Below are 21,143 nucleotides of genomic sequence, written 5' to 3'. Positions count from 1 at the left end.
AAGGCATATTGAGATCCTTCCCTCGTTCAAGGATGTTTACATGGGCTACGAATGGCTCGCGCTTGCTGCCGCGTTTCTTTGGGCAGTAGCCAGTTTACTGTCTGTTACTCCCGCTCGCCATTTAGGAACCTTTGCTTATAGCCGTTGGCGGATGGGCTGTACTTCTCTCATTTTAGTGAGCATGGCGTTGGCAACTGGCGGCTGGGCAACGGTAAACAGCGAGATGGTAACACCCATGATGTATTCGGGGTTGATTGGCATATTCATTGGCGATACGGCGCTGTTTGCGTGTTTAAATCGCATGGGGCCAAGACAAGCCGGTTTACTCTTTTCCTGCCATGCCGTTTTTTCGGCCATTCTCGGCTATTTTTTATTCAGCGAAAGCATGAGCCATGCAGAGCTAGTGGGCGCGACTTTTGTCTTTTCAGGCGTTCTAACGGCCATCTTTTTTGGCCGCCGAGGGCAAAATCATAATGCATTGGAAGCAATTAAAGGCCGAGTATGGGTTGGCATTGCACTTGGCCTTATCGCGGCTCTATGCCAAGCATTGGGTGGGATCATCGCCAAACCTGTGATGCAAACGGGGATCGACCCCATCGCCGCTTCCGCGATTCGAATGCTCACCGCTTTCACCGCACACTGCTTACTGTTGGCTACTGGTGCAAAATTAGCACGCGCCACTCAAGCCATTACGCTGCCCATTTTTACCATTACTGCCATCAACGGTTTTCTTGCGATGGCGGTCGGAATGACGTTAATTCTCTACGCACTGCGTGAAGGCAACGTGGGTATGGTGGCCCTGCTCTCCTCAACCACGCCCATCATGTTGTTGCCTATTTTATGGATGTATACCAAACAGCGGCCCAACCGCTTCGCTTGGTGTGGTGCACTATTTGCCGTGCTTGGGACGGGAATTTTAGTTTATTAAATGGCGCTAAAAAGGCACCGATGTTGATCAATAGGCTACCTTTATAGGCATTGATAGGGAGAATCATTGATCTTAACCTACTGCAATCGCTTCAAAGTGTAGTAAAATTACGCTAATTTCTGTTTAAGTTACTTTGAATTTGACGAGGTCATAACTATGTCAGCTAAGAAGCCAATGGCTTTAGTAATTCTTGACGGTTGGGGTTACCGTGAAGATAACGCACACAACGCAATCAGCAATGCACATACTCCAGTCATGGATAGCTTAATTGCAAACAACCCAAACACTCTGATTTCTGCTTCTGGTATGGATGTAGGTTTACCGGATGGTCAAATGGGTAACTCAGAAGTCGGTCACACCAATATCGGTGCTGGTCGTATTGTTTACCAAGACCTGACACGCATTACTAAATCAATTCTTGATGGTGAATTCCAACAAAACGAAGTGTTAGTCAACGCGATGGATAAAGCCATCAAAGCGGGCAAAGCGGTTCACCTATTGGGGCTAATGTCGCCAGGTGGTGTTCACTCGCATGAAGATCATATCTACGCTGCCGTTGAAATGGCTGCTGCCCGTGGCGCTGAGAAAATCTACCTCCACTGCTTCCTTGATGGCCGTGATACGCCACCACGCAGTGCCGAAGCCTCATTGCAACGCTTCCAAGACCTATTTTCTAAATTAGGTAAAGGTCGTATCGCCTCACTGATTGGTCGTTACTACGCCATGGATCGCGATAACAACTGGGAACGCGTACAAAAAGCTTACGACCTATTGGTTGAAGCCAAAGCAGAATTTACTTTTGCTTCCGCCGTGGCAGGCCTTGAAGCGGCTTACGCACGTGAAGAAAATGATGAATTTGTTAAAGCGACAGAAATCAAAGCTGAAGGCCAAGACTCTGCTGCGATTGAAGATGGCGATGCCATGATTTTCATGAACTACCGCGCCGACCGTGCACGTGAAATTACTCGTGCCTTCATACCAGATTTCAACGGGTTTGAACGTGCAAAGTTCCCAGCAATTGACTTTGTGATGCTAACCCAATACGCCGCCGACATTCCTCTGCTGTGCGCATTTCCACCAGCATCACTAGAAAACACCTACGGTGAGTGGCTATCAAAGGCGGGTAAAACTCAGTTGCGCATCTCTGAAACAGAAAAATACGCGCACGTCACCTTCTTCTTTAACGGTGGTGTTGAGAACGAATTCCCAGGCGAAGAGCGCCAATTGGTTGCTTCACCTAAAGTGGCAACTTACGATCTGCAACCGGAAATGAGCGCGCCTGAACTGACTGAAAAACTCGTTGCGGCAATCAAATCGGGTAAATACGATGCGATTATCTGTAACTACCCGAACGGCGATATGGTTGGTCATACTGGTATTTACGAAGCGGCCGTGAAAGCATGCGAAGCGCTTGATGAGTGTATCGGAAAAGTGGTTGAAGCGATTAAAGAAGTCGATGGCCAGCTACTGATCACAGCAGACCACGGCAATGCAGAAATGATGGTGAACCCAGAAACAGGGGGCATTCATACTGCTCATACCAATCTGCCAGTACCTCTTATCTACGTCGGTAGCAAAGATCTTAAGCTAAAAGATGGTGGTAAGCTTTCTGATCTAGCACCAACGATGCTTGCTCTATCGAACATGGACATTCCGGCAGAAATGTCTGGTCAAGTGTTGTTTAAATAACTCACCAACCACGTGCTATTGAGCCTCGATAAATATCGAGGCTTTTTTTCGCCCAAGAACTCGATTTGATTGCAAGTTTTGACATAGGGCTTTCGCCTCGCGGATGGCTTTGAGTATACTGACTCACTAATTTGTCGATAGAGACTTGAAAACGGATGAGAAACAAGCCTTCACCACACCTAATTACTATAACGACTTGGTGGCATGCACTTAGCCTAGTGATGGTGTTAGGGCTAGCTTGCCTCTCCAGCTCACCGTTAATGGCTGCCACACAACAAGAGCTAAAAGGGGTGAAAGGCGAAATTTCTCGTCAGCAGCAAGCGTTAAATAATCGACAAAAAGAGCTCGATTCGTTGCAAAATGCGCTTAAAAAGCAAGAAGTAGGCATTTCAAGTCTAGAAAATCAGATCAAAAACACCAAATCAGAATTGGTAGTGGCCAACGCTAATATCGCTAAACTCAAGCAAAAGATCACGGCCTTAGAAACACAACAAACACAGCAAACCGCCAAATTAGCTCAACTGATCAAAACCTATTACGCCACTCAGCGAGCGACAGCCTCATCCAACATACTCAATAATGGCGTGGAAGAAGATCGCATCAGCCAGTATTACCAACACTTGGCGAAGGCACGCAGCCAAACCATCCAACAGCTTGAACTTACGCAAAAAGAACTCAATGAAAGTGAAAAACAGCTGCGACTTGAACGAGACCAAATCGCCTCTCTATTAGAACAGCAGACCCAAAAGCGCGCTACATTGGCAAAAACGCAGTCAGAACGACGCAGTACGGTGGGTAAAATTCAAAAAAGTATTTCCGGTGATAAAGTCTACTTAGCGGAATTGCAACGCAATGAAACGCGATTACAAGCGGAAATCGCCAAAGCAGCAAAACGTAACGCTGTACTAATGGATGGGTTAGCGCCGCAAAAAGGCAAGCTACCTTGGCCAGTCAAAGGCAAAATCCTGCATGCTTTTGGTACACGTCAAAGTGGACAAATTGACTGGAAAGGTCTAGTCATTGACGCCAATTATGGTCAAAACGTCAAAGCGGTTTATTCTGGCACGGTCGTGTTTGCTGAATATCTACGTGGTTATGGGCTGGTGGTTTTGCTCGATCATGGCAAAGGCGATATGACCTTATACGGCTTTAACCAAAGTTTGCTCAAAAAAGAGGGCGATAAAGTCACCGCTGGTGAAACCATTGCTTTAGCGGGCGACACTGGCGGTCAATCTCAGCCAGCGCTCTATTTCGAAATTCGTCGTAACAGTAAAGCCGAAGACCCAACACGCTGGCTCAGTCGCTAGCAAAACACATTCATCACCCAGTTAATCCGGGCGAGCGTTAGTGTGATGAATAGTACGCTTCTACTTGAGTAATGAATTGGGTCAATTGTCTTTTATCCAACGAATTAATACCCGCCGCCGCTTCTCGCCCGCCTCCGGTTGCAAAGGCGCTGCATAACCTATCCGCTCCCTGTTTATTGGTTAATGGAGCACGTAGCGAAACGGTATAACCACCCGATGAATTTACCGTTAAAACCATATGTGCCGCGGCGGGTGCTTGATTGGCTAGCCAATTACTAAACACACCACTCACTCGCTGTGATGATGCACAGTCTGGCAGCTCGTATACGCTCAAACAGGCACTTTTATAGATAGGCTCTAACGACTGAGCAAGCTGCATATCTTGCTCATAAGCGTGCTGCAAATGATAAAAAGGGGAGTTGTCATCCTTCATTAAATCAAACGGTGAAGGATAAACTAGCAAGGCTTGGTACAAATCAGCGGGGTGATAATGAAGCTGCTCTATCGTCTCTCCATAACCGTTATAGTTAATCAAGGTGCCTAAGTTTTTTAGTTGTTCAGCTTGAGTGGTAGTTAGCCCCGCGTTGCGCGTTAAAGTATCCGCTTTAGCAATCAAATTATCGCCATAAGCTGCCACAATCGCCCATTCATGGAACGGACCACCTAACCATTGATCAATAATTAATGCCGTACAAGTATTAGGGTCCAAATCAATATGGGCGTCAAGCAGCGGGGTCTCGGGAACTGAGCCTGCATAGTGATGATCGGCATAAAACACCGTCACCCCCGCCGCAAGAGCCTGCTGTAAAGGTCGCTGATTCTTCTCCATCGAAATATCTAACACGGTCAGACTATCTCGGGATTGAAGATTAAGACGCTGGAGCAATTTGATATCACGCTTAACCCCAGTAACTAGGGTCGTCGTGCGAGGGTAAGCAAGCCGCAGCTGAAGAAGAGAGATGATGCCATCAGCATCACCGTTAAAAACGTCATAGTGCATATCAACACCACCCTTAGAGATGTATAGCTAAGAAGCTAACAGCTTCAAAGGATTAAGAACAATACTCAAAGGTTATAACTAAGCACACATTATGATGCGTGCATCGCCCGCACACCTTCCTCTAATAATAGAAGCTGTTCAAGACCTTGTTCCGTTGCTTTGGGTTTAACGACTGCGATCATCTGTAGCATGCCTTGATGAATCACTTGCTCGGTGATCTGCGTTTTGGAAAACATCGCTGACTGATAACTCAACCAACACGAGGCCGTCATATGGAGAGTGGTCACTAAAGATTGCATCTCTTCTTTTCCGACAGATAGCAATTTCAGCTCAACAAAAGCGTGCATAATATTAATGAGATTAGTTTGCAGCTTTTCTTGTACTTGAATGTACTCACCATGTAGAACTTCATCACGCTGCAGGATTTCCGGTAAATTGGCATAGAAAAAACGGTATTTCCACATCAAAGTGAAGATCGAATCAAGATAATGCTTTAACAGAGTTAAGCTTTCGCGCTGTGCCGCAATCGGCTGAAAACGTTCGAGTAACTCTGCTGAATAGAGAGCAAAAATATCACGAACAATTTCTTGTTTATTACGAAAGTGATAATACAAATTACCTGGGCTGATTTCGATATGTGCTGCGATATGGTTAGTGGTCACCGTTCTTTCACCATGTTCATTAAACAGCGCTAATGCAGCATAAACGATCTTATCTTTGGTCTTCATCTTGTCTTATTACCTCTTTACCTCTGTGAACCTGCTCCTATCAAATAACAGGATGAGAGTGAGAAACGGTGCATTATCGGCGATAAGGCACCGCAAACCTATTATTGATGGTACGGTTTAGACAAGGCGTGCACCGCATCAACAAATATGCCCGCATTTTCCGGTGGCACATCTAAATGGATACCGTGTCCGAGGTTAAAGACATGGCCCGTTCCACCATGGCCGAACCCTTCAAGAATGGTCGCCACTTCTTGGCGAATACGATCATGCGGAGCATAAAGCATGGAAGGGTCCATATTGCCTTGCAGCGCCACTTTGTCACCGATACGCGCTTTGGCGTCGGCAATATTGATGGTCCAATCAAGCCCTACTGCATCACAACCCGTTGCAGCAATCTGCTCCAGCCACATGCCACCGTTTTTGGTAAACAGAGTGACGGGTACGCGGCGACCTTCATTTTCACGAATTAAACCATCCACAATTTTGTGCATATACTGTAGTGAAAAGAGGTTGTAGTCGCGCGGCGTCAGTACTCCGCCCCAAGTATCAAAAATCATAACAGACTGAGCACCCGCTTTGATTTGTGCGTTAAGGTATTCAATAACACTGTCTGCCAGTTTATCGAGCAAGGCGTGCAGCACGCTAGGATCGGCGTACATCATTTTTTTGATCTTAGTGAAGGCTTTTGAGCTGCCACCTTCCACCATATAAGTCGCGAGTGTCCATGGGCTGCCTGAAAAACCGATCAATGGAACTTCACCTTGTAGATCTTTGCGGATCTGGCGTACGGCATTCATCACATATTGCAGTTCGCCTTCCGGATCCGGTAAGCCAATTTTATCGACATCGGCTTTACAAGTGATCGGGCGTTCAAACTTTGGCCCTTCTCCCGCTTCAAAATACAAACCCAATCCCATGGCGTCAGGAATGGTTAAAATATCAGAAAATAAAATAGCGGCATCTAATGGAAAGCGACGTAATGGCTGTAATGTCACTTCAGAAGCTAGCTCAGCATTTTTACACAGCGCCATAAAATCGCCTGCTTCGGCACGCGTTGCGCGATACTCTGGCAGGTAACGTCCTGCTTGGCGCATCATCCATACAGGGGTGCAATCGACAGGTTGTTTTAACAGTGCACGCAAGTAGCGATCATTTTTTAATTCAGTCATTCCGTCTTCCAATTTAAAGCTTGTTATTTTTTGTGGCGTTATTCTAGCACTGAATAAGCGCCAAAAACGGTGTGCTTTGCAAGCGAGATCATGTTATTAACTTTTAAATCAATGGTTAATTTGCAAGCAACCTTTAACGGTGTTAAAAATTTGTTCGCTAGCGAAAACTATAATTATAAACTGAGTACTCTGTACTCGGCATCTCATAACGACATCTTACTTACCCCCTCCTTCACCGGAGGGTTTTTTTTAGCAATGCGGCAGTGAATCTTTCTCGATTTCGCTTAACGTGTGCTCTATTAATGCTCTGGCTATCGTCCCTTCGGGCGCAACGGGAGGCAAAGCACTTGCTAAAAACCATTGTGCATCACTCAATTCACTATAGTCGGGTTTTATCGTGCCAGAGTCATATTCCGCCACAAAGCCCATCATCATACTCGATGGAAATGCCCAAGGCTGACTACCAAAATAGTGAATATTTTTCACATGAATCCCCGTTTCTTCAAGCACTTCACGTGCCACGCATTGCTCTAACGTCTCCCCGACCTCCAGAAAACCAGCAATGACGGTATACATGCCGTTACGATGCCTTGGGTGCTGGGCCAATAAAATTTTATCCTGATTTCGTACCGCGACAATAATGCAAGGAAAGATACGCGGATAATGTAACGTTCGACACTCAGAACATTGCATCGCCAATTGGTTATGGTTTAGGTAATTTCGCCCACCACATTGTGGACAAAAACGTAACGTTTGACTCATGTGACCATATTGAAGCGCTTTGCTGATCGCCAAAAACAGTTCTGGTTTGAGATGCAACAATTCGCGTAATGAAGTCATTTCTCGCTCGCCATCAAGATCGGCATCATTGACCCACATCACTGGGTAACCATCACAACTATCTACCACCACCGCTTTTTCTAAAGGCAGGGAATATTCACCCGCAGATCCTAGCGGTAACTCACCATTTATGGTCCAGATCTCACTTCCGGAAACTACACACCAATAAGCGATTTTTGTATCACTATTTTTCAACATGTTGCGACCTCTCTTCTTGCAGTTACCCCATTTTACTGGCAATCTAAATTCATACCAGAATTTGTAACGTTCCAAATTTAGTTCTATAAATTCTAGTAAGGACAATGAGTTGTATCTACGAAGTGCAACCCTACGCAAAGGAAACGGTCACCAGCTTTGTGACCCGATCATGAGGGCATGGTCATGCTAAAAAAACTAAAACGCACACAAGAGCAATGGGGCGGTTACAGTGACGTTATTGATCACTGGTTAAACACGCGACAAACCTTAATTGTAGAGTATTGCAAATTAGCCGCGCTGCAACCTTGCACCGCCAAAACGAATGTTAACGGGCTTCCCTCGCCAGAAGAGCTGCAACGTTTTTGCCAACAACTGGTGGATTATATTTCCGAAGGTCACTTCAAAATCTACGATATGGTGATGGATAGGTGGCGTGCAACTGGCTTTGAAGCCACCGATGAAATTAATCAGACTTATGGAAAAATTATTGTTACTACCGAGCCGTTACTCAATTTTACAGATAAATACGCGGCAGTGAGTGATGAGGATGATCTCGAAAACTTTGACAACGACCTTTCGCTAATTGGTGAAATTATTGAGGTGCGTTTTGGAGTGGAAGATAGTTTGATTCAACTTATCGCGGACAGCTTGGCTATCCCTCCTGGTGCTTAATATTGAATATTTTGCTGTAATCATTCGCGTAGATTAATTAAGCGCAACAAAAAAGGCACCCGAAGGTGCCTTTTTTAATCAGCGCTGAGATTACTCTTCAGAAGAGAAACCTGCGTTTAGCAGTGCCGCTAGGTTATCTGTCGCTTGTTCAGCAGACGGGCCTTTTAGCTGTGCCGCACGTTTAGCTTGACGCTCTTGGTGGTAAGCGAAACCTGTACCCGCTGGGATCAGACGACCAACGATTACGTTTTCTTTCAGACCGCGAAGATCATCTCGTTTACCAGAAACAGCCGCTTCTGTTAGTACGCGAGTTGTCTCTTGGAACGATGCCGCAGAGATGAACGATTCAGTCGCTAGAGATGCTTTAGTAATACCTAGTAGCTCACGCTCGAAACGAGCAGGCTGTTTGCCTTCGGCTTCTAGGTTACGGTTTGCAACTTTCACTTGTGAGTATTCAACTTGCTCACCCGCTAGGAACTCAGAGTCGCCAGCATGAGTAATCGTACACTTACGTAGCATTTGACGAACGATAGTTTCAATGTGCTTATCGTTAATCTTAACGCCTTGCAGACGGTAAACTTCTTGAACTTCGTTAGCGATGTAAGACGTTACAGCATGGATACCACGTAAACGTAGGATATCGTGCGGAGTCTCAGGACCATCAGCAATAACGTCACCACGTTCGATCTTCTCACCTTCAAACACGTTAAGTTGACGATGCTTAGGAATCATTTCTTCATAAGTTTCGTCACCCTCACGAGTGATGATTAGACGACGTTTACCTTTGGTTTCTTTACCAAAGCTCACAGTACCTGTGTGCTCAGCAAGAATCGCAGGCTCTTTTGGTCGACGAGCTTCAAACAAGTCAGCTACGCGAGGTAGACCACCCGTGATGTCTCGGTTACCGCCAGATTTTTGTGGAATACGCGCTAATGTGTCACCAATACCAACTTCAGCACCATCTTCGATGTTAACGATCGCTTTACCCGGTAAGAAGTATTGAGCTGGCATATCAGTACCAGGGATCATGACATCTTTACCTTTCGCATCAACAAGTTTGATAGCTGGACGCATATCTTTACCTGCTGCTGGACGAGCGGCAGCTTCGGTTACTTCGCTTGAAGATAGACCCGTTAGGTCATCTGTTTGGCGAGAAACCGTTACACCATCAATCATATCAACGAATTGGATGCGACCAGCCACTTCAGTGATGATTGGCATGGTGTGAGCTTCCCAGTTAGCCACTGTTTGACCAGCTTCAACCGCGTCGTTATCACCTTTACTCAACACAGAGCCGTAAGGCAGTTTGTGTTTTTCTTTCGTGCGACCAAATTCGTCAATGATAGTCAGCTCTGATGCACGAGATGTGATAACCAGCTTCTTATCTTTGTTGATAACGAACTTAGCGTTGTGAAGTTTCACAGAACCTTTGTTCTTCGCTTGGATGCTGTTCTCTGCCGCAGCAGTAGAAGCCGCACCACCGATGTGGAACGTACGCATCGTTAACTGTGTACCCGGCTCACCGATAGATTGAGCAGCAATAACACCGACTGCCTCACCTTGGTTCACTAGGTGACCACGAGCAAGGTCACGACCGTAACATAGCGCACAACAGCCGAAGTCCGCATCACAGGTTACCACTGAGCGTACTTTCATATTATCGACAGAGTTTTCATCGATAATCTGACACCACTTCTCATCAATCAGAGTATTACGTGGGATAAGTACTTCTTCAGTGCCTGGCTTCATCACATCCTCAGCCACAACACGACCAAGAGCCAGTTCAGTTAAAGAAACTTTAACATCACCCCCCTCGATATGAGGCATCATGTCGACACCTTCTTGAGTGCCACAGTCATGCTCTGTCACCACAACGTCTTGTGCAACGTCTACTAAACGACGAGTCAGGTAACCTGAGTTCGCTGTTTTAAGTGCAGTATCGGCTAGACCCTTACGTGCACCGTGGGTAGAGATAAAGTACTGTAGTACGTTCAGGCCTTCTTTAAAGTTTGCTGTGATAGGCGTTTCGATGATTGAACCATCTGGACGCGCCATCAGACCACGCATACCTGCAAGCTGACGAATCTGAGCAGCAGAACCACGAGCACCCGAGTCAGCCATCATATAGATGCTGTTAAACGATTCTTGTTGTTCTTCTACGCCATCACGGTTGATCACGGTTTCAGAAGATAGGTTATCCATCATTGCTTTCGCAACACGGTCGTTGGTAGACGCCCAAATATCGATAACTTTGTTGTAACGCTCACCCGCCGTAACAAGACCTGATTGGAACTGTTCTTGGATTTCGCGTACTTCTTCTTCAGCTTCAGCAATTTCAGTGTATTTTGCTGCTGGCACAACCATGTCGTCGATACCAACTGACACGCCTGACAGTGCTGCATAAGCAAAACCGGTGTACATGATTTGGTCAGCAAATACGACCGTATCTTTCAAACCAAGCTTACGATACGCTTCGTTTAATAGATTTGAGATCTGTTTCTTACCAAGCTTCTGGTTCACGATGCTGTATGGCAGGCCTTTAGGCACGATTTGCCATAGCATGGCACGACCGACAGTCGTATCGACCATCTTAGTCTCAGTTGTGCTGTAACCATCTTCATCAACAACGGTTTCAGTGATACGTACTTTAACGCGTGCGTGTAGCGCCGCTGTCTTAGTACGGTATGCCTTCTCAGCCTCTTTAGGGCCAGCCAGGTACATACCTTCACCTTGCGCGTTGATTTTTTCGCGAGTCATGTAGTACAGACCCAAGACCACGTCCTGTGAAGGTACGATGATCGGATCACCTGATGCTGGCGACAGAATGTTGTTGGTCGACATCATCAGTGTACGAGCTTCAAGCTGTGCTTCTAAAGTTAGAGGCACGTGAACCGCCATTTGGTCACCATCGAAGTCCGCGTTATACGCCGCACACACAAGTGGGTGCAGTTGAATCGCTTTACCTTCAATCAGTACAGGTTCGAACGCTTGAATACCAAGACGGTGCAGTGTTGGTGCACGGTTTAGTAGTACTGGGTGTTCACGAATCACTTCGTCTAGGATATCCCAAACAACCGCTTCTTCACGCTCAACCATTTTCTTAGCTGCTTTGATCGTCGTGGCCATGCCGCGAGTTTCTAACTTGCTGTAGATAAATGGTTTAAATAGCTCAAGTGCCATCTTCTTAGGAAGACCACACTGGTGCAGACGTAAATATGGACCTACTGTGATTACAGAACGGCCTGAGTAGTCTACACGTTTACCAAGTAGGTTCTGACGGAAACGACCTTGTTTACCCTTGATCATATCAGCAAGAGATTTCAGAGGACGCTTGTTAGAACCTGTGATCGCACGACCGCGACGACCGTTATCAAGTAGCGCATCAACAGACTCTTGCAGCATACGTTTTTCGTTGCGTACGATGATGTCCGGAGCTGCTAGCTCTAGAAGACGCTTCAAACGGTTGTTACGGTTGATCACACGGCGGTACAAATCGTTCAGATCAGATGTCGCAAAACGACCGCCATCTAGTGGTACTAGAGGACGTAGATCTGGCGGAAGTACCGGAAGCACAGTCAGGATCATCCACTCAGGGTTATTACCTGAGCTGATAAACGCTTCAACAAGCTTCAGACGCTTAGTCAGTTTTTTGCGTTTAGTTTCAGAGTTAGTGGTTTGTAACTCCTCACGCATCATCTCTGTTTCAGCGACAAGATCCATTGAACCCAATAGGTCCTTGATCGCTTCTGCGCCCATCTTCGCCGTGAACTCATCGCCCCACTCTTCTAGACGGTCAAGATACTCTTCTTCAGTAAGCATCTGACTCTTTTCTAGATCCGTCATACCCGGCTCTGTTACTACATACATTTCGAAGTAAAGAACACGTTCGATATCACGTAGAGGGATATCCATTAGCAGACCGATACGAGACGGTAGCGATTTTAGGAACCAGATGTGAGCAACCGGTGATGCAAGCTCGATATGGCCCATACGGTCACGACGAACTTTAGTTTGTGTAACTTCAACGCCACATTTTTCACAGATCACGCCACGGTGTTTCAGACGCTTATATTTACCACAAAGACATTCGTAGTCTTTGACTGGACCAAAAATACGCGCACAGAACAGACCATCACGTTCAGGCTTGAACGTACGATAGTTGATCGTTTCAGGTTTTTTAACTTCACCAAAAGACCATGAACGAATCATGTCAGGTGAAGATAGACCGATTTTGATTGCATCAAATTCTTCGGTCTTATGCTGTGCTTTTAGAAAGTTTAATAAGTCTTTCACAATCAGCTCCTGTAAGGAGTTAAAAGGCGCTCGGCGAGCGCCTTTCTACCAGGATAATCCAGAGGGTTTACCGCCAAGATTACTCTTCGTCTTCTAGCTCGATGTTGATACCTAGCGAGCGGATCTCTTTCAGCAATACGTTGAAAGACTCTGGCATGCCAGGTTCCATGCTATGGTTACCATCAACGATGTTCTTATACATCTTCGTACGACCGTTAACGTCATCTGACTTAACAGTAAGCATTTCTTGTAGTGTATATGCAGCACCGTATGCTTCTAGTGCCCACACTTCCATCTCACCGAAACGCTGACCACCGAACTGAGCTTTACCACCAAGTGGTTGCTGAGTTACTAGGCTGTACGAACCTGTTGAACGAGCGTGCATCTTGTCATCAACAAGGTGGTTCAGTTTGAGCATGTACATGTAACCGACAGTTACAGGACGCTCGAATGCATCACCAGTACGACCATCAAACAGTGTTAGCTGACCAGAAGTTGGTAGGTCGGCTAGGCTTAATAGTTCTTTGATTGATGCTTCTGACGCACCATCAAATACTGGAGTTGCAATCGGTAAACCACCACGAAGATTGTTCACAAGAGTACGAACATCACCATCAGACAGAGCAGCAATATCTACTTTCTGACGCGTATCGCCAAGATCATAAACCTTCTGTAAGAACTCACGCTGCTTAGACAGCTCTTGTTGTTCTTTAACCATTTGGTTGATCTTGTCACCAATACCTTTTGCAGCCAGACCTAAGTGAACTTCAAGGATCTGACCGATGTTCATACGTGACGGTACACCTAGTGGGTTTAATACGATATCAACCGGCTGACCGTTTTCATCGTAAGGCATGTCTTCAACAGGGTTGATCTTAGAGATTACACCCTTGTTACCGTGACGACCTGCCATCTTATCACCAGGCTGGATACGACGTTTCACCGCTAGGTAAACTTTAACAATCTTCAGAACGCCAGGCGCTAGATCATCACCTTGAGTGATTTTGCGACGTTTCGCTTCGAACTTCTTATCGAAGTCAGCTTTTAGCTCATCCCACTGCTCAGCAAGCTGTTCAAGTTGAGATTGTAGCTCGTCGTTTTCTAGTGTTTGTTCTAGCCATTTCTTACGATCAATCGCATCAAGCTTCGCTTCAGAATAGCCACCATTGATCAGTACAGCTTTCACACGCGCTAGTAGACCACCTTCAAGAATTTGGAACTCTTCAGTAAGGTCTTTCTTCGCTTCTTTTAGCTGCATGTGTTCAATTTCAAGCGCACGCTTGTCTTTCTCTACGCCATCGCGAGTGAAAACTTGAACATCGATAATGGTACCTGAAACAGAGTTTGGTACACGCAATGACGTATCTTTAACATCAGAGGCTTTTTCACCGAAGATTGCACGTAGTAGCTTCTCTTCTGGAGTTAGCTGAGTTTCGCCTTTCGGCGTTACTTTACCAACTAGGATGTCACCACCCTTAACTTCAGCACCAATGTAAACGATACCTGACTCGTCTAGTTTAGACAGAGCCGATTCACCTACGTTTGGAATATCCGCTGTGATCTCTTCAGAGCCCAGCTTAGTATCACGAGCCACACAAGAAAGTTCTTGGATGTGGATAGTCGTGAAACGGTCTTCTTGAACGACGCGCTCAGATACTAAGATCGAGTCTTCGAAGTTATAACCATTCCAAGGCATGAATGCGATACGCATGTTTTGGCCAAGCGCTAGCTCACCAAGGTCTGTTGAAGGACCATCAGCAAGGACATCACCGCGAGCTACAGGTTCACCTGGCATCACAGTAGGACGTTGGTTAATACATGTGTTTTGGTTCGAACGTGTGTATTTAGTTAGGTTGTAGATGTCGATACCCGCTTCACCAGATACAAGTTCATCTTCATTAACTTTAACTACGATACGAGACGCATCAACTGACTGCACCATACCGCCACGTTTGGCAACGGCAGTTACACCAGAGTCAACCGCTACATTACGTTCGATACCAGTACCAACCAACGGCTTCTCAGCGCGTAACGTTGGAACCGCTTGACGTTGCATGTTCGCACCCATCAATGCACGGTTCGCATCATCGTGTTCTAGGAACGGGATAAGCGAAGCGGCGATTGATACGACCTGGTTGGTCGCAACGTCCATGTAGTCAACATGTTCACGAGGGTGAAGACCAGATTCACCTTTTTGACGAGCTGTGATCAGCTCATCTGCAAACGTACCTTCTTCAGTCAGAATGGCGTTTGCCTGCGCGATAACAAATTGACCTTCTTGGATAGCTGACAAGTAATCAACTTCATCAGTCACCACACCATCAACAACACGACGGTACGGAGTTTCTAGGAAACCGTATTCGTTACAACGTGCAAATGCTGACAATGAGTTAATCAGACCGATGTTCGGACCTTCTGGCGTTTCGATCGGACATAGACGACCGTAGTGAGTTACGTGTACGTCACGTACCTCAAAGCCAGCACGCTCACGAGTTAGACCGCCAGGACCCAATGCAGAAATACGACGTTTGTGCGTCACTTCTGAAAGTGGGTTGTTCTGGTCCATAAACTGAGAAAGCTGTGAAGAACCGAAGAATTCTTTAACGGCCGCAGAGATAGGCTTCGCATTGATCAAATCTTGAGGCATGATCGCATCAAGATCGCCAAGGCTTAAGCGCTCTTTCACTGCACGTTCAACACGCACAAGACCTACGCGGAATTGGTTTTCAGCCATTTCACCAACAGAGCGAATACGACGGTTGCCAAGGTGGTCGATATCGTCCACTTCGCCAATGCCGTTACGAATGGCGATCAACTTCTTCATCACTTCGATGATATCAGTTTCGTCAAGCGTACCAAGCTCGCCGGCATCTTCACGCTCAATTGAGCTGTTGAACTTCATACGGCCTACTGTTGATAGGTCATAGCGTTCTTCTGAGAAGAATAGGCTTTCAAACAGCGATTCGGCTGCTTCTTTTGTTGGTGGCTCGCCAGGGCGCATCATGCGGTAGATTTCTACTAGTGCAGAAATACGATCAACCGTACTGTCGATGCGGAGCGTCTCAGACACAAATGGACCATGATCAAGATCGTTCGTAAATAGAACTTCAAGTTTCTTATAGCCCGCTTGTGAAAGATTCGCTAATGCTTCCAAGCTAATTTCTTGGTTTGCGCTAACGATGACTTCACCAGTTGCTTCATTGACATAATCTTTAGAAGCGACTTTACCAACGATGTACTCAACGGGTACTTCGATAAAATCAACGTTATCTTTTTCTAGTTGACGAATATGACGAGCCGTTACACGACGACCTTTTTCGACATAAACGGTACCATTTGCTTCAATATCAAATGACGCTGTTTCGCCACGCAGGCGCTCAGGTACCAACTCCATAAGAAGAGTTTGGTCTTTGACTTCAAACTTCACTTTTTCGAAGAACAGATCCAAGATCTCTTCTGTCGATTTACCAAGTGCACGAAGAATGATCGATGCAGGCAGTTTACGACGACGGTCAATACGCACGTATAGGTTATCTTTTGGATCAAACTCAAAATCTAACCATGAACCACGGTAAGGGATAATACGTGCGTTATAAAGAACTTTACCTGATGAGTGAGTTTTACCCTTATCGCTGTCGAAGAATACGCCTGGGCTTCGGTGCAGCTGGGATACGATAACCCTCTCAGTACCATTAATTACGAAGGTACCATTGTCTGTCATGAGTGGAATTTCACCCATGTAGACTTCTTGTTCTTTAATATCTTTTACAGTACCTGCTGGCGCGTCTTTATCAAAGATCACTAGGCGTAGTTTTACGCGTAGTGGCTTAGAATAAGTTACACCACGAATTTGACATTCTTTAACGTCAAAAACTGGCTCACCAAGACGATAGCTAACGTATTGCAGCTCAGAATTGCCGTTATAGCTCTGAATAGGAAATACAGAACGAAAAGCAGCCTCAAGACCGTATTGTCCTTCAGGATCCTGTTCGATAAACTTGTCGAACGAATCGAGCTGGATCGATAGCAGGTATGGAATGTCCAACACTTGTGGACGAGTACCAAAGTCCTTACGGATGCGCTTTTTCTCGGTATAAGAGTAAACCATGGGGTTCCTCAGCTCGCTGATAAGTGACCCAAACTGCCCACCAATTATTCAAAAATAAAGGGTCATAGGACAGTGACTAACAGCTGTTTACTGTAGTAACACAACATCACTCAAAAATGATAGTTTGTGTGCTTTTGCACGAGTATAAGCGTCTAAACAGCGGGAAAATTCACCCATACCCTACAGCGCAAAAAGGCCGGTGGTCAATAAACCACCAGCCATTAGCCTTGCGGCTAAGAAATTAAGTAATAATTACTTAACTTCAACAGTCGCACCAGCTTCTTCTAACTCTTTCTTAAGTGCGTCAGCTTCTGCTTGAGAAACTGCTTCTTTAATTGCAGCTGGAGCGCCGTCAACTAGAGCTTTAGCTTCTTTAAGACCTAGGCCAGTTGCGCCACGTACTGCTTTGATTACAGATACTTTGTTTGCGCCAGCAGCAGTTAGGATTACGTCGAATTCAGTTTGCTCTTCAACAGCTGCTGCTGCTGGGCCACCTGCAACTACTGCAGCTGCAGCAGAAACACCGAACTTCTCTTCCATAGCAGAGATAAGTTCAACAACTTGCATTACAGACATTTCTGCAACTGCATCTAGGATTTGCTCGTTAGTAATAGACATAACAATTCTCTTTTAAGTCAACAATAAGTTTATTTAGCAAACAATAAAAAGCAATGCGAATTACGCAGCTTCTTTTTGATCGCGGACAGCAGCGATAGTACGTACCAGCTTGCCAGCAGAAGCTTCTTTCATGCACATCATTAGGCGTGCGATTGCTTCGTCGTAAGTTGGTAGTGTCGCTAGTAGTTCAGCGTCAGTTAATGCGCCTTCAAATGCAGCTGCTTTGATTTCAAAGTGCTTGTTCTCTCTAGCGAAGTCTTTAAAAAGACGCGCTGCAGCACCTGGATGCTCGTTAGAGAATGCGATCAAAGTAGGACCTACGAATACGTCTTGTAGACATTCGTAAGCTGTGCCTTCCACTGCGCGACGTGCTAGAGTATTACGAACAACTCTCATGTAAACACCCGCTTCACGAGCTTGTTTACGTAGAGAAGTCATCGCGCCTACTTGAACGCCACGAGAGTCAGCAACAACTGCAGAAAGTGCACCACTGGCCGCTTCGTTGACTTCAGCAACAATTGCTTGTTTGTCTTGAAGGTTTAAAGCCATCTTGGATTTACTCCTGGTTGTCGTTACACCACTCACTATTATCACAACAGTGAGAGTTATTTCGGTGCAGTCCCAGAAGAAAGTTTATCTATTCAAAAAATAAATTATGCTTTCTGTCAGTTCGGGCACCATCTACGTAGGTACGATTAAGTCATTTATCAAACAGACAAATAACGCCTACGGTCTTGGACGGAGACTGGGTCATAGTTCTAAGAACTAAAATCAGCCCCAACCACAAATATTAGGCGCAGAATTATACACAAATTCCACACCTAATCAAATGTATTATTACGCTTGAGCGTTTAGCGTGTTCTGATCAACAGCAACACCAGCACCCATCGTAGTAGAAATGCTTACTTTCTTCAGGTAAGTACCCTTAGCAGAAGAAGGTTTCGCTTTCTTAAGTGCAACTAGAAGAGCTTCTAAGTTCTCTTGAAGTTGGTTAGTTTCGAAAGAAACTTTACCGATAGTTGTGTGGATGATGCCGTTTTTGTCGTTACGGTAACGAACCTGACCTGCTTTAGCGTTCTTAACCGCTTCAGCAACGTTAGGAGTTACAGTACCAACTTTAGGGTTTGGCATTAGACCGCGAGGACCAAGAATGGTACCTAGTTGACCTACAACGCGCATTGCATCTGGAGAAGCAACAACAACGTCAAAGTTCATTTCGCCTTTCTTCACTAGCTCAGCTAGATCTTCCATACCCACTAAATCTGCACCAGCAGCTTTAGCCGCGTCAGCGTTTGCACCTTGAGTGAACACTGCAACACGTACTTCACGACCAGTACCGTGTGGCAGAACAGTTGCACCACGTACGTTTTGGTCAGATTTACGAGCATCAATGCCAAGGTTCACAGCAACGTCTACAGACTCAACGAATTTAGCCGTTGCAAGTTCTTTAAGAAGAGCTACAGCTTCGTTGATTTCGTATTCTTTAGTTGCGTCAACTTTCTCACGGATAGTGCGCATACGCTTAGTTAGTTTTGCCATGATATTAACCCTCTACCACTAAGCCCATTGAACGAGCAGTACCCGCAATAGAACGTTTCATCGCTTCAATGTCAGCACCAGTCATATCAGCCGCTTTCGCTTCTGCAATTTCTTGGATTTGAGCATCAGTAACCGTACCCACTTTTTCAGTGTTTGGACGGCCTGAACCAGACTTGATGCCTGCAGCTTTCTTCAGAAGAACAGCCGCTGGAGCAGTCTTAGTTACGAACGTGAAAGAACGGTCGCTGTATACAGTGATAACAACTGGAGTAGGCAAGCCTTTCTCCATTGATTCTGTTCTTGCGTTGAACGCTTTACAGAATTCCATGATGTTAACGCCACGTTGACCTAGTGCAGGACCAACTGGTGGACTTGGGTTCGCCATACCAGATGCAACTTGCAACTTGATATAAGCTTCAACTTTCTTAGCCATGATATTTCCTAAATGTGGGTACAAACGCCAATCAGCTGATCAGCTCCCCGGTTACTTTGTCATAAAGACGTGTAAATAAGGCGCGAAATTATAATCACATTTCACGCCCTTAACAACCCTAAAAGGTGTTTTTTTAATCAAGCTTATCGACTTGGCCAAACTCAAGTTCAACAGGAGTTGCACGACCAAAGATAGATACTGACACTTTAATGCGGCTCTTCTCGTAATCCACTTCTTCAACGGTGCCGTTGAAATCAGCAAATGGACCTTCATTAACACGAACCACTTCACCTGCTTCAAACATCGTCTTAGGACGCGGAGCTTCGCTCGCTTTCTCTAGACGATTAAGAATCGCATCGGCTTCTTTGTCAGTGATAGGTGCAGGACGATCGGAGGTTCCACCAATGAAACCCATTACACGAGGAACACTACGAACTAAGTGCCAGGACTCATCATTCATGAGCATCTGTACCAATACATAGCCTGGGAAGAACTTGCGCTCACTTTTACGGCGTTGACCTGCACGCATTTCAACAACTTCTTCGGTTGGAACAAGAACTTCACCGAAGAATTCTTCCATTGCGTGCATCTTGATATGCTCACGCAGCGATTGCGCTACGCGACCTTCAAATCCAGAGAAGGCTTGAACTACATACCAGCGTTTTTTAGGAGCTTCACTCATGTATTAAACCCTCTATACCCCAGTCACGAAAGCGACAAGACGAACCATAATGCCGTCGATGCCCCAAAGTGCTAGAGCCATTACGATACTTACAGCTAAAACGATTAATGTTGTTTGCATGGTTTCTTGACGTGTCGGCCATACCACTTTGCGAACTTCCATACGAGATTCACGCGCAAACGCAATCGCCGCTTTTCCTTTTGTGGTTGTCGCAGCAACACCGAGTGCTGCAATAATCAGCGCAACCACACCTGCAGCGCGAAGCACTACAGACATTTCACCATACAGGTAATTACCCACAACAGCGGCAGCTAACAGAGCAAAAGTGACAATCCACTTAAATGTGTCTGCTGCACTTGAGCTATCAGGAATTTCAGCATTGTTTGCTTTCATAAACCAACCTGTTACAAGTCTTAACATAGACGACAACAACCCCGCTGTTGCAGGGCAAATCCATAGCACAGGTAAAGCTACCTATACATACTCATCAAGATAGAAATGTCTCTATCTTAAATCCTTTGCACTGGCTTTATCGACCAACAAATCGACAACGGCCAAATTTAGTGCAGAAAAAGGGCATCAAATGATGCCCTTTTTGGTAGTCGTTAGTCAAATACTATTCGTATTTAAACGGCTAAATCAGCAATTAAGCGATAACTTTAGCAACAACACCAGCACCTACTGTACGACCACCTTCACGGATCGCGAAACGTAGACCTTCATCCATCGCGATTGGAGCGATTAGCTCTACAACCATTTGGATGTTGTCACCTGGCATTACCATCTCTACGCCTTCTGGTAGAGAGATATCGCCTGTTACGTCCGTTGTACGGAAGTAGAACTGTGGACGGTAGCCTTTGAAGAACGGAGTATGACGGCCGCCTTCATCTTTAGACAGTACGTATACTTCTGACTCGAACTTAGTGTGTGGAGTGATTG

The 21,143-nt window shown here is 45.7% G+C and carries 16 protein-coding genes and 1 pseudogene; 4 read left to right on the top strand and 13 right to left on the bottom strand.

Annotation, left to right across the window (positions count from 1 at the left end; all coding sequences use genetic code 11):
• Positions 1-40: 40 nt before the first annotated feature.
• The 3 genes from AACQ79_RS07670 to AACQ79_RS07660 all read left to right on the top strand — a co-directional run bounded on the left by AACQ79_RS07670 (position 41) and on the right by AACQ79_RS07660 (position 3,924).
• Positions 41-928, top strand: a complete 888-nt coding sequence (locus AACQ79_RS07670) for a DMT family transporter (RefSeq protein WP_013857940.1) — start codon at positions 41-43, stop codon at positions 926-928.
• Positions 929-1,084: 156 nt separating this feature from the next.
• Entirely contained in the window at positions 1,085-2,617 is a 1,533-nt protein-coding gene (gpmM, locus tag AACQ79_RS07665; RefSeq protein WP_170899762.1) for a 2,3-bisphosphoglycerate-independent phosphoglycerate mutase, read from the top strand.
• A gap of 221 nt (positions 2,618-2,838) precedes the next feature.
• Positions 2,839-3,924, top strand: a complete 1,086-nt coding sequence (locus AACQ79_RS07660; protein ID WP_231140426.1) for a murein hydrolase activator EnvC family protein — start codon at positions 2,839-2,841, stop codon at positions 3,922-3,924.
• Positions 3,925-3,961: 37 nt separating this feature from the next.
• On the opposite strand, the gene AACQ79_RS07655 is transcribed toward AACQ79_RS07660, so the two are convergent.
• The 4 genes from AACQ79_RS07655 to nudC all read right to left on the bottom strand — a co-directional run bounded on the left by AACQ79_RS07655 (position 3,962) and on the right by nudC (position 7,856).
• On the bottom strand, positions 3,962-4,924 hold the full coding sequence (locus AACQ79_RS07655) for an acetyltransferase (protein ID WP_094166076.1): 963 nt from the start codon (positions 4,922-4,924) through the stop codon (positions 3,962-3,964).
• A gap of 89 nt (positions 4,925-5,013) precedes the next feature.
• Complete coding sequence (locus AACQ79_RS07650; RefSeq protein ID WP_017043942.1) at positions 5,014-5,652, bottom strand: TetR/AcrR family transcriptional regulator; 639 nt, start codon at positions 5,650-5,652, stop codon at positions 5,014-5,016.
• 101 nt (positions 5,653-5,753) lie between these two features.
• Complete coding sequence (gene hemE, locus AACQ79_RS07645; RefSeq protein WP_010318957.1) at positions 5,754-6,821, bottom strand: uroporphyrinogen decarboxylase; 1,068 nt, start codon at positions 6,819-6,821, stop codon at positions 5,754-5,756.
• Positions 6,822-7,070: 249 nt separating this feature from the next.
• Positions 7,071-7,856: an NAD(+) diphosphatase gene (gene nudC / locus AACQ79_RS07640; protein WP_170889804.1), complete on the bottom strand. Its 786-nt coding sequence runs from the start codon at positions 7,854-7,856 to the stop codon at positions 7,071-7,073.
• Positions 7,857-8,036: 180 nt separating this feature from the next.
• On the opposite strand from nudC, the gene AACQ79_RS07635 reads away from it, so the two are divergent.
• Complete coding sequence (locus AACQ79_RS07635) at positions 8,037-8,531, top strand: Rsd/AlgQ family anti-sigma factor (protein ID WP_013857948.1); 495 nt, start codon at positions 8,037-8,039, stop codon at positions 8,529-8,531.
• A gap of 90 nt (positions 8,532-8,621) precedes the next feature.
• On the opposite strand, the gene rpoC is transcribed toward AACQ79_RS07635, so the two are convergent.
• The 9 genes and pseudogenes from rpoC to tuf form a co-directional block, all read right to left on the bottom strand.
• The gene (gene rpoC, locus AACQ79_RS07630; RefSeq protein WP_013857949.1) at positions 8,622-12,824 is read right to left on the bottom strand and encodes a DNA-directed RNA polymerase subunit beta'; all 4,203 of its coding nucleotides are present in this window, start codon (positions 12,822-12,824) and stop codon (positions 8,622-8,624) included.
• 79 nt (positions 12,825-12,903) lie between these two features.
• Complete coding sequence (rpoB, locus tag AACQ79_RS07625) at positions 12,904-16,932, bottom strand: DNA-directed RNA polymerase subunit beta (protein ID WP_010318961.1); 4,029 nt, start codon at positions 16,930-16,932, stop codon at positions 12,904-12,906.
• Positions 16,933-17,184: 252 nt separating this feature from the next.
• A complete protein-coding gene (gene rplL, locus AACQ79_RS07620; protein ID WP_010318962.1) occupies positions 17,185-17,550 on the bottom strand; it encodes a 50S ribosomal protein L7/L12 in 366 nt (121 codons plus the stop codon).
• Positions 17,551-17,610: 60 nt separating this feature from the next.
• Positions 17,611-18,099: a 50S ribosomal protein L10 gene (gene rplJ, locus AACQ79_RS07615; protein WP_026027617.1), complete on the bottom strand. Its 489-nt coding sequence runs from the start codon at positions 18,097-18,099 to the stop codon at positions 17,611-17,613.
• 288 nt (positions 18,100-18,387) lie between these two features.
• Positions 18,388-19,089, bottom strand: coding sequence for a 50S ribosomal protein L1 (rplA, locus tag AACQ79_RS07610; RefSeq protein WP_096035909.1), 702 nt, complete (start codon positions 19,087-19,089; stop codon positions 18,388-18,390).
• A gap of 4 nt (positions 19,090-19,093) precedes the next feature.
• Complete coding sequence (gene rplK, locus AACQ79_RS07605; RefSeq protein ID WP_010318965.1) at positions 19,094-19,522, bottom strand: 50S ribosomal protein L11; 429 nt, start codon at positions 19,520-19,522, stop codon at positions 19,094-19,096.
• Positions 19,523-19,655: 133 nt separating this feature from the next.
• Entirely contained in the window at positions 19,656-20,204 is a 549-nt protein-coding gene (nusG, locus tag AACQ79_RS07600) for a transcription termination/antitermination protein NusG (RefSeq protein WP_013857954.1), read from the bottom strand.
• A gap of 12 nt (positions 20,205-20,216) precedes the next feature.
• On the bottom strand, positions 20,217-20,597 hold the full coding sequence (secE, locus tag AACQ79_RS07595) for a preprotein translocase subunit SecE (RefSeq protein WP_026027616.1): 381 nt from the start codon (positions 20,595-20,597) through the stop codon (positions 20,217-20,219).
• Between the two features lie 253 nt (positions 20,598-20,850).
• Positions 20,851-21,143, bottom strand: a pseudogene (gene tuf / locus AACQ79_RS07590) (elongation factor Tu); the annotation flags it as partial.

The sequence above is a fragment of the Vibrio sp. 3-2(1) genome (genome assembly GCF_963887575.1).
In the GTDB taxonomy this organism is placed as follows: domain Bacteria; phylum Pseudomonadota; class Gammaproteobacteria; order Enterobacterales; family Vibrionaceae; genus Vibrio; species Vibrio anguillarum.
This window is presented reverse-complemented; position numbering and strand designations above follow the sequence as displayed.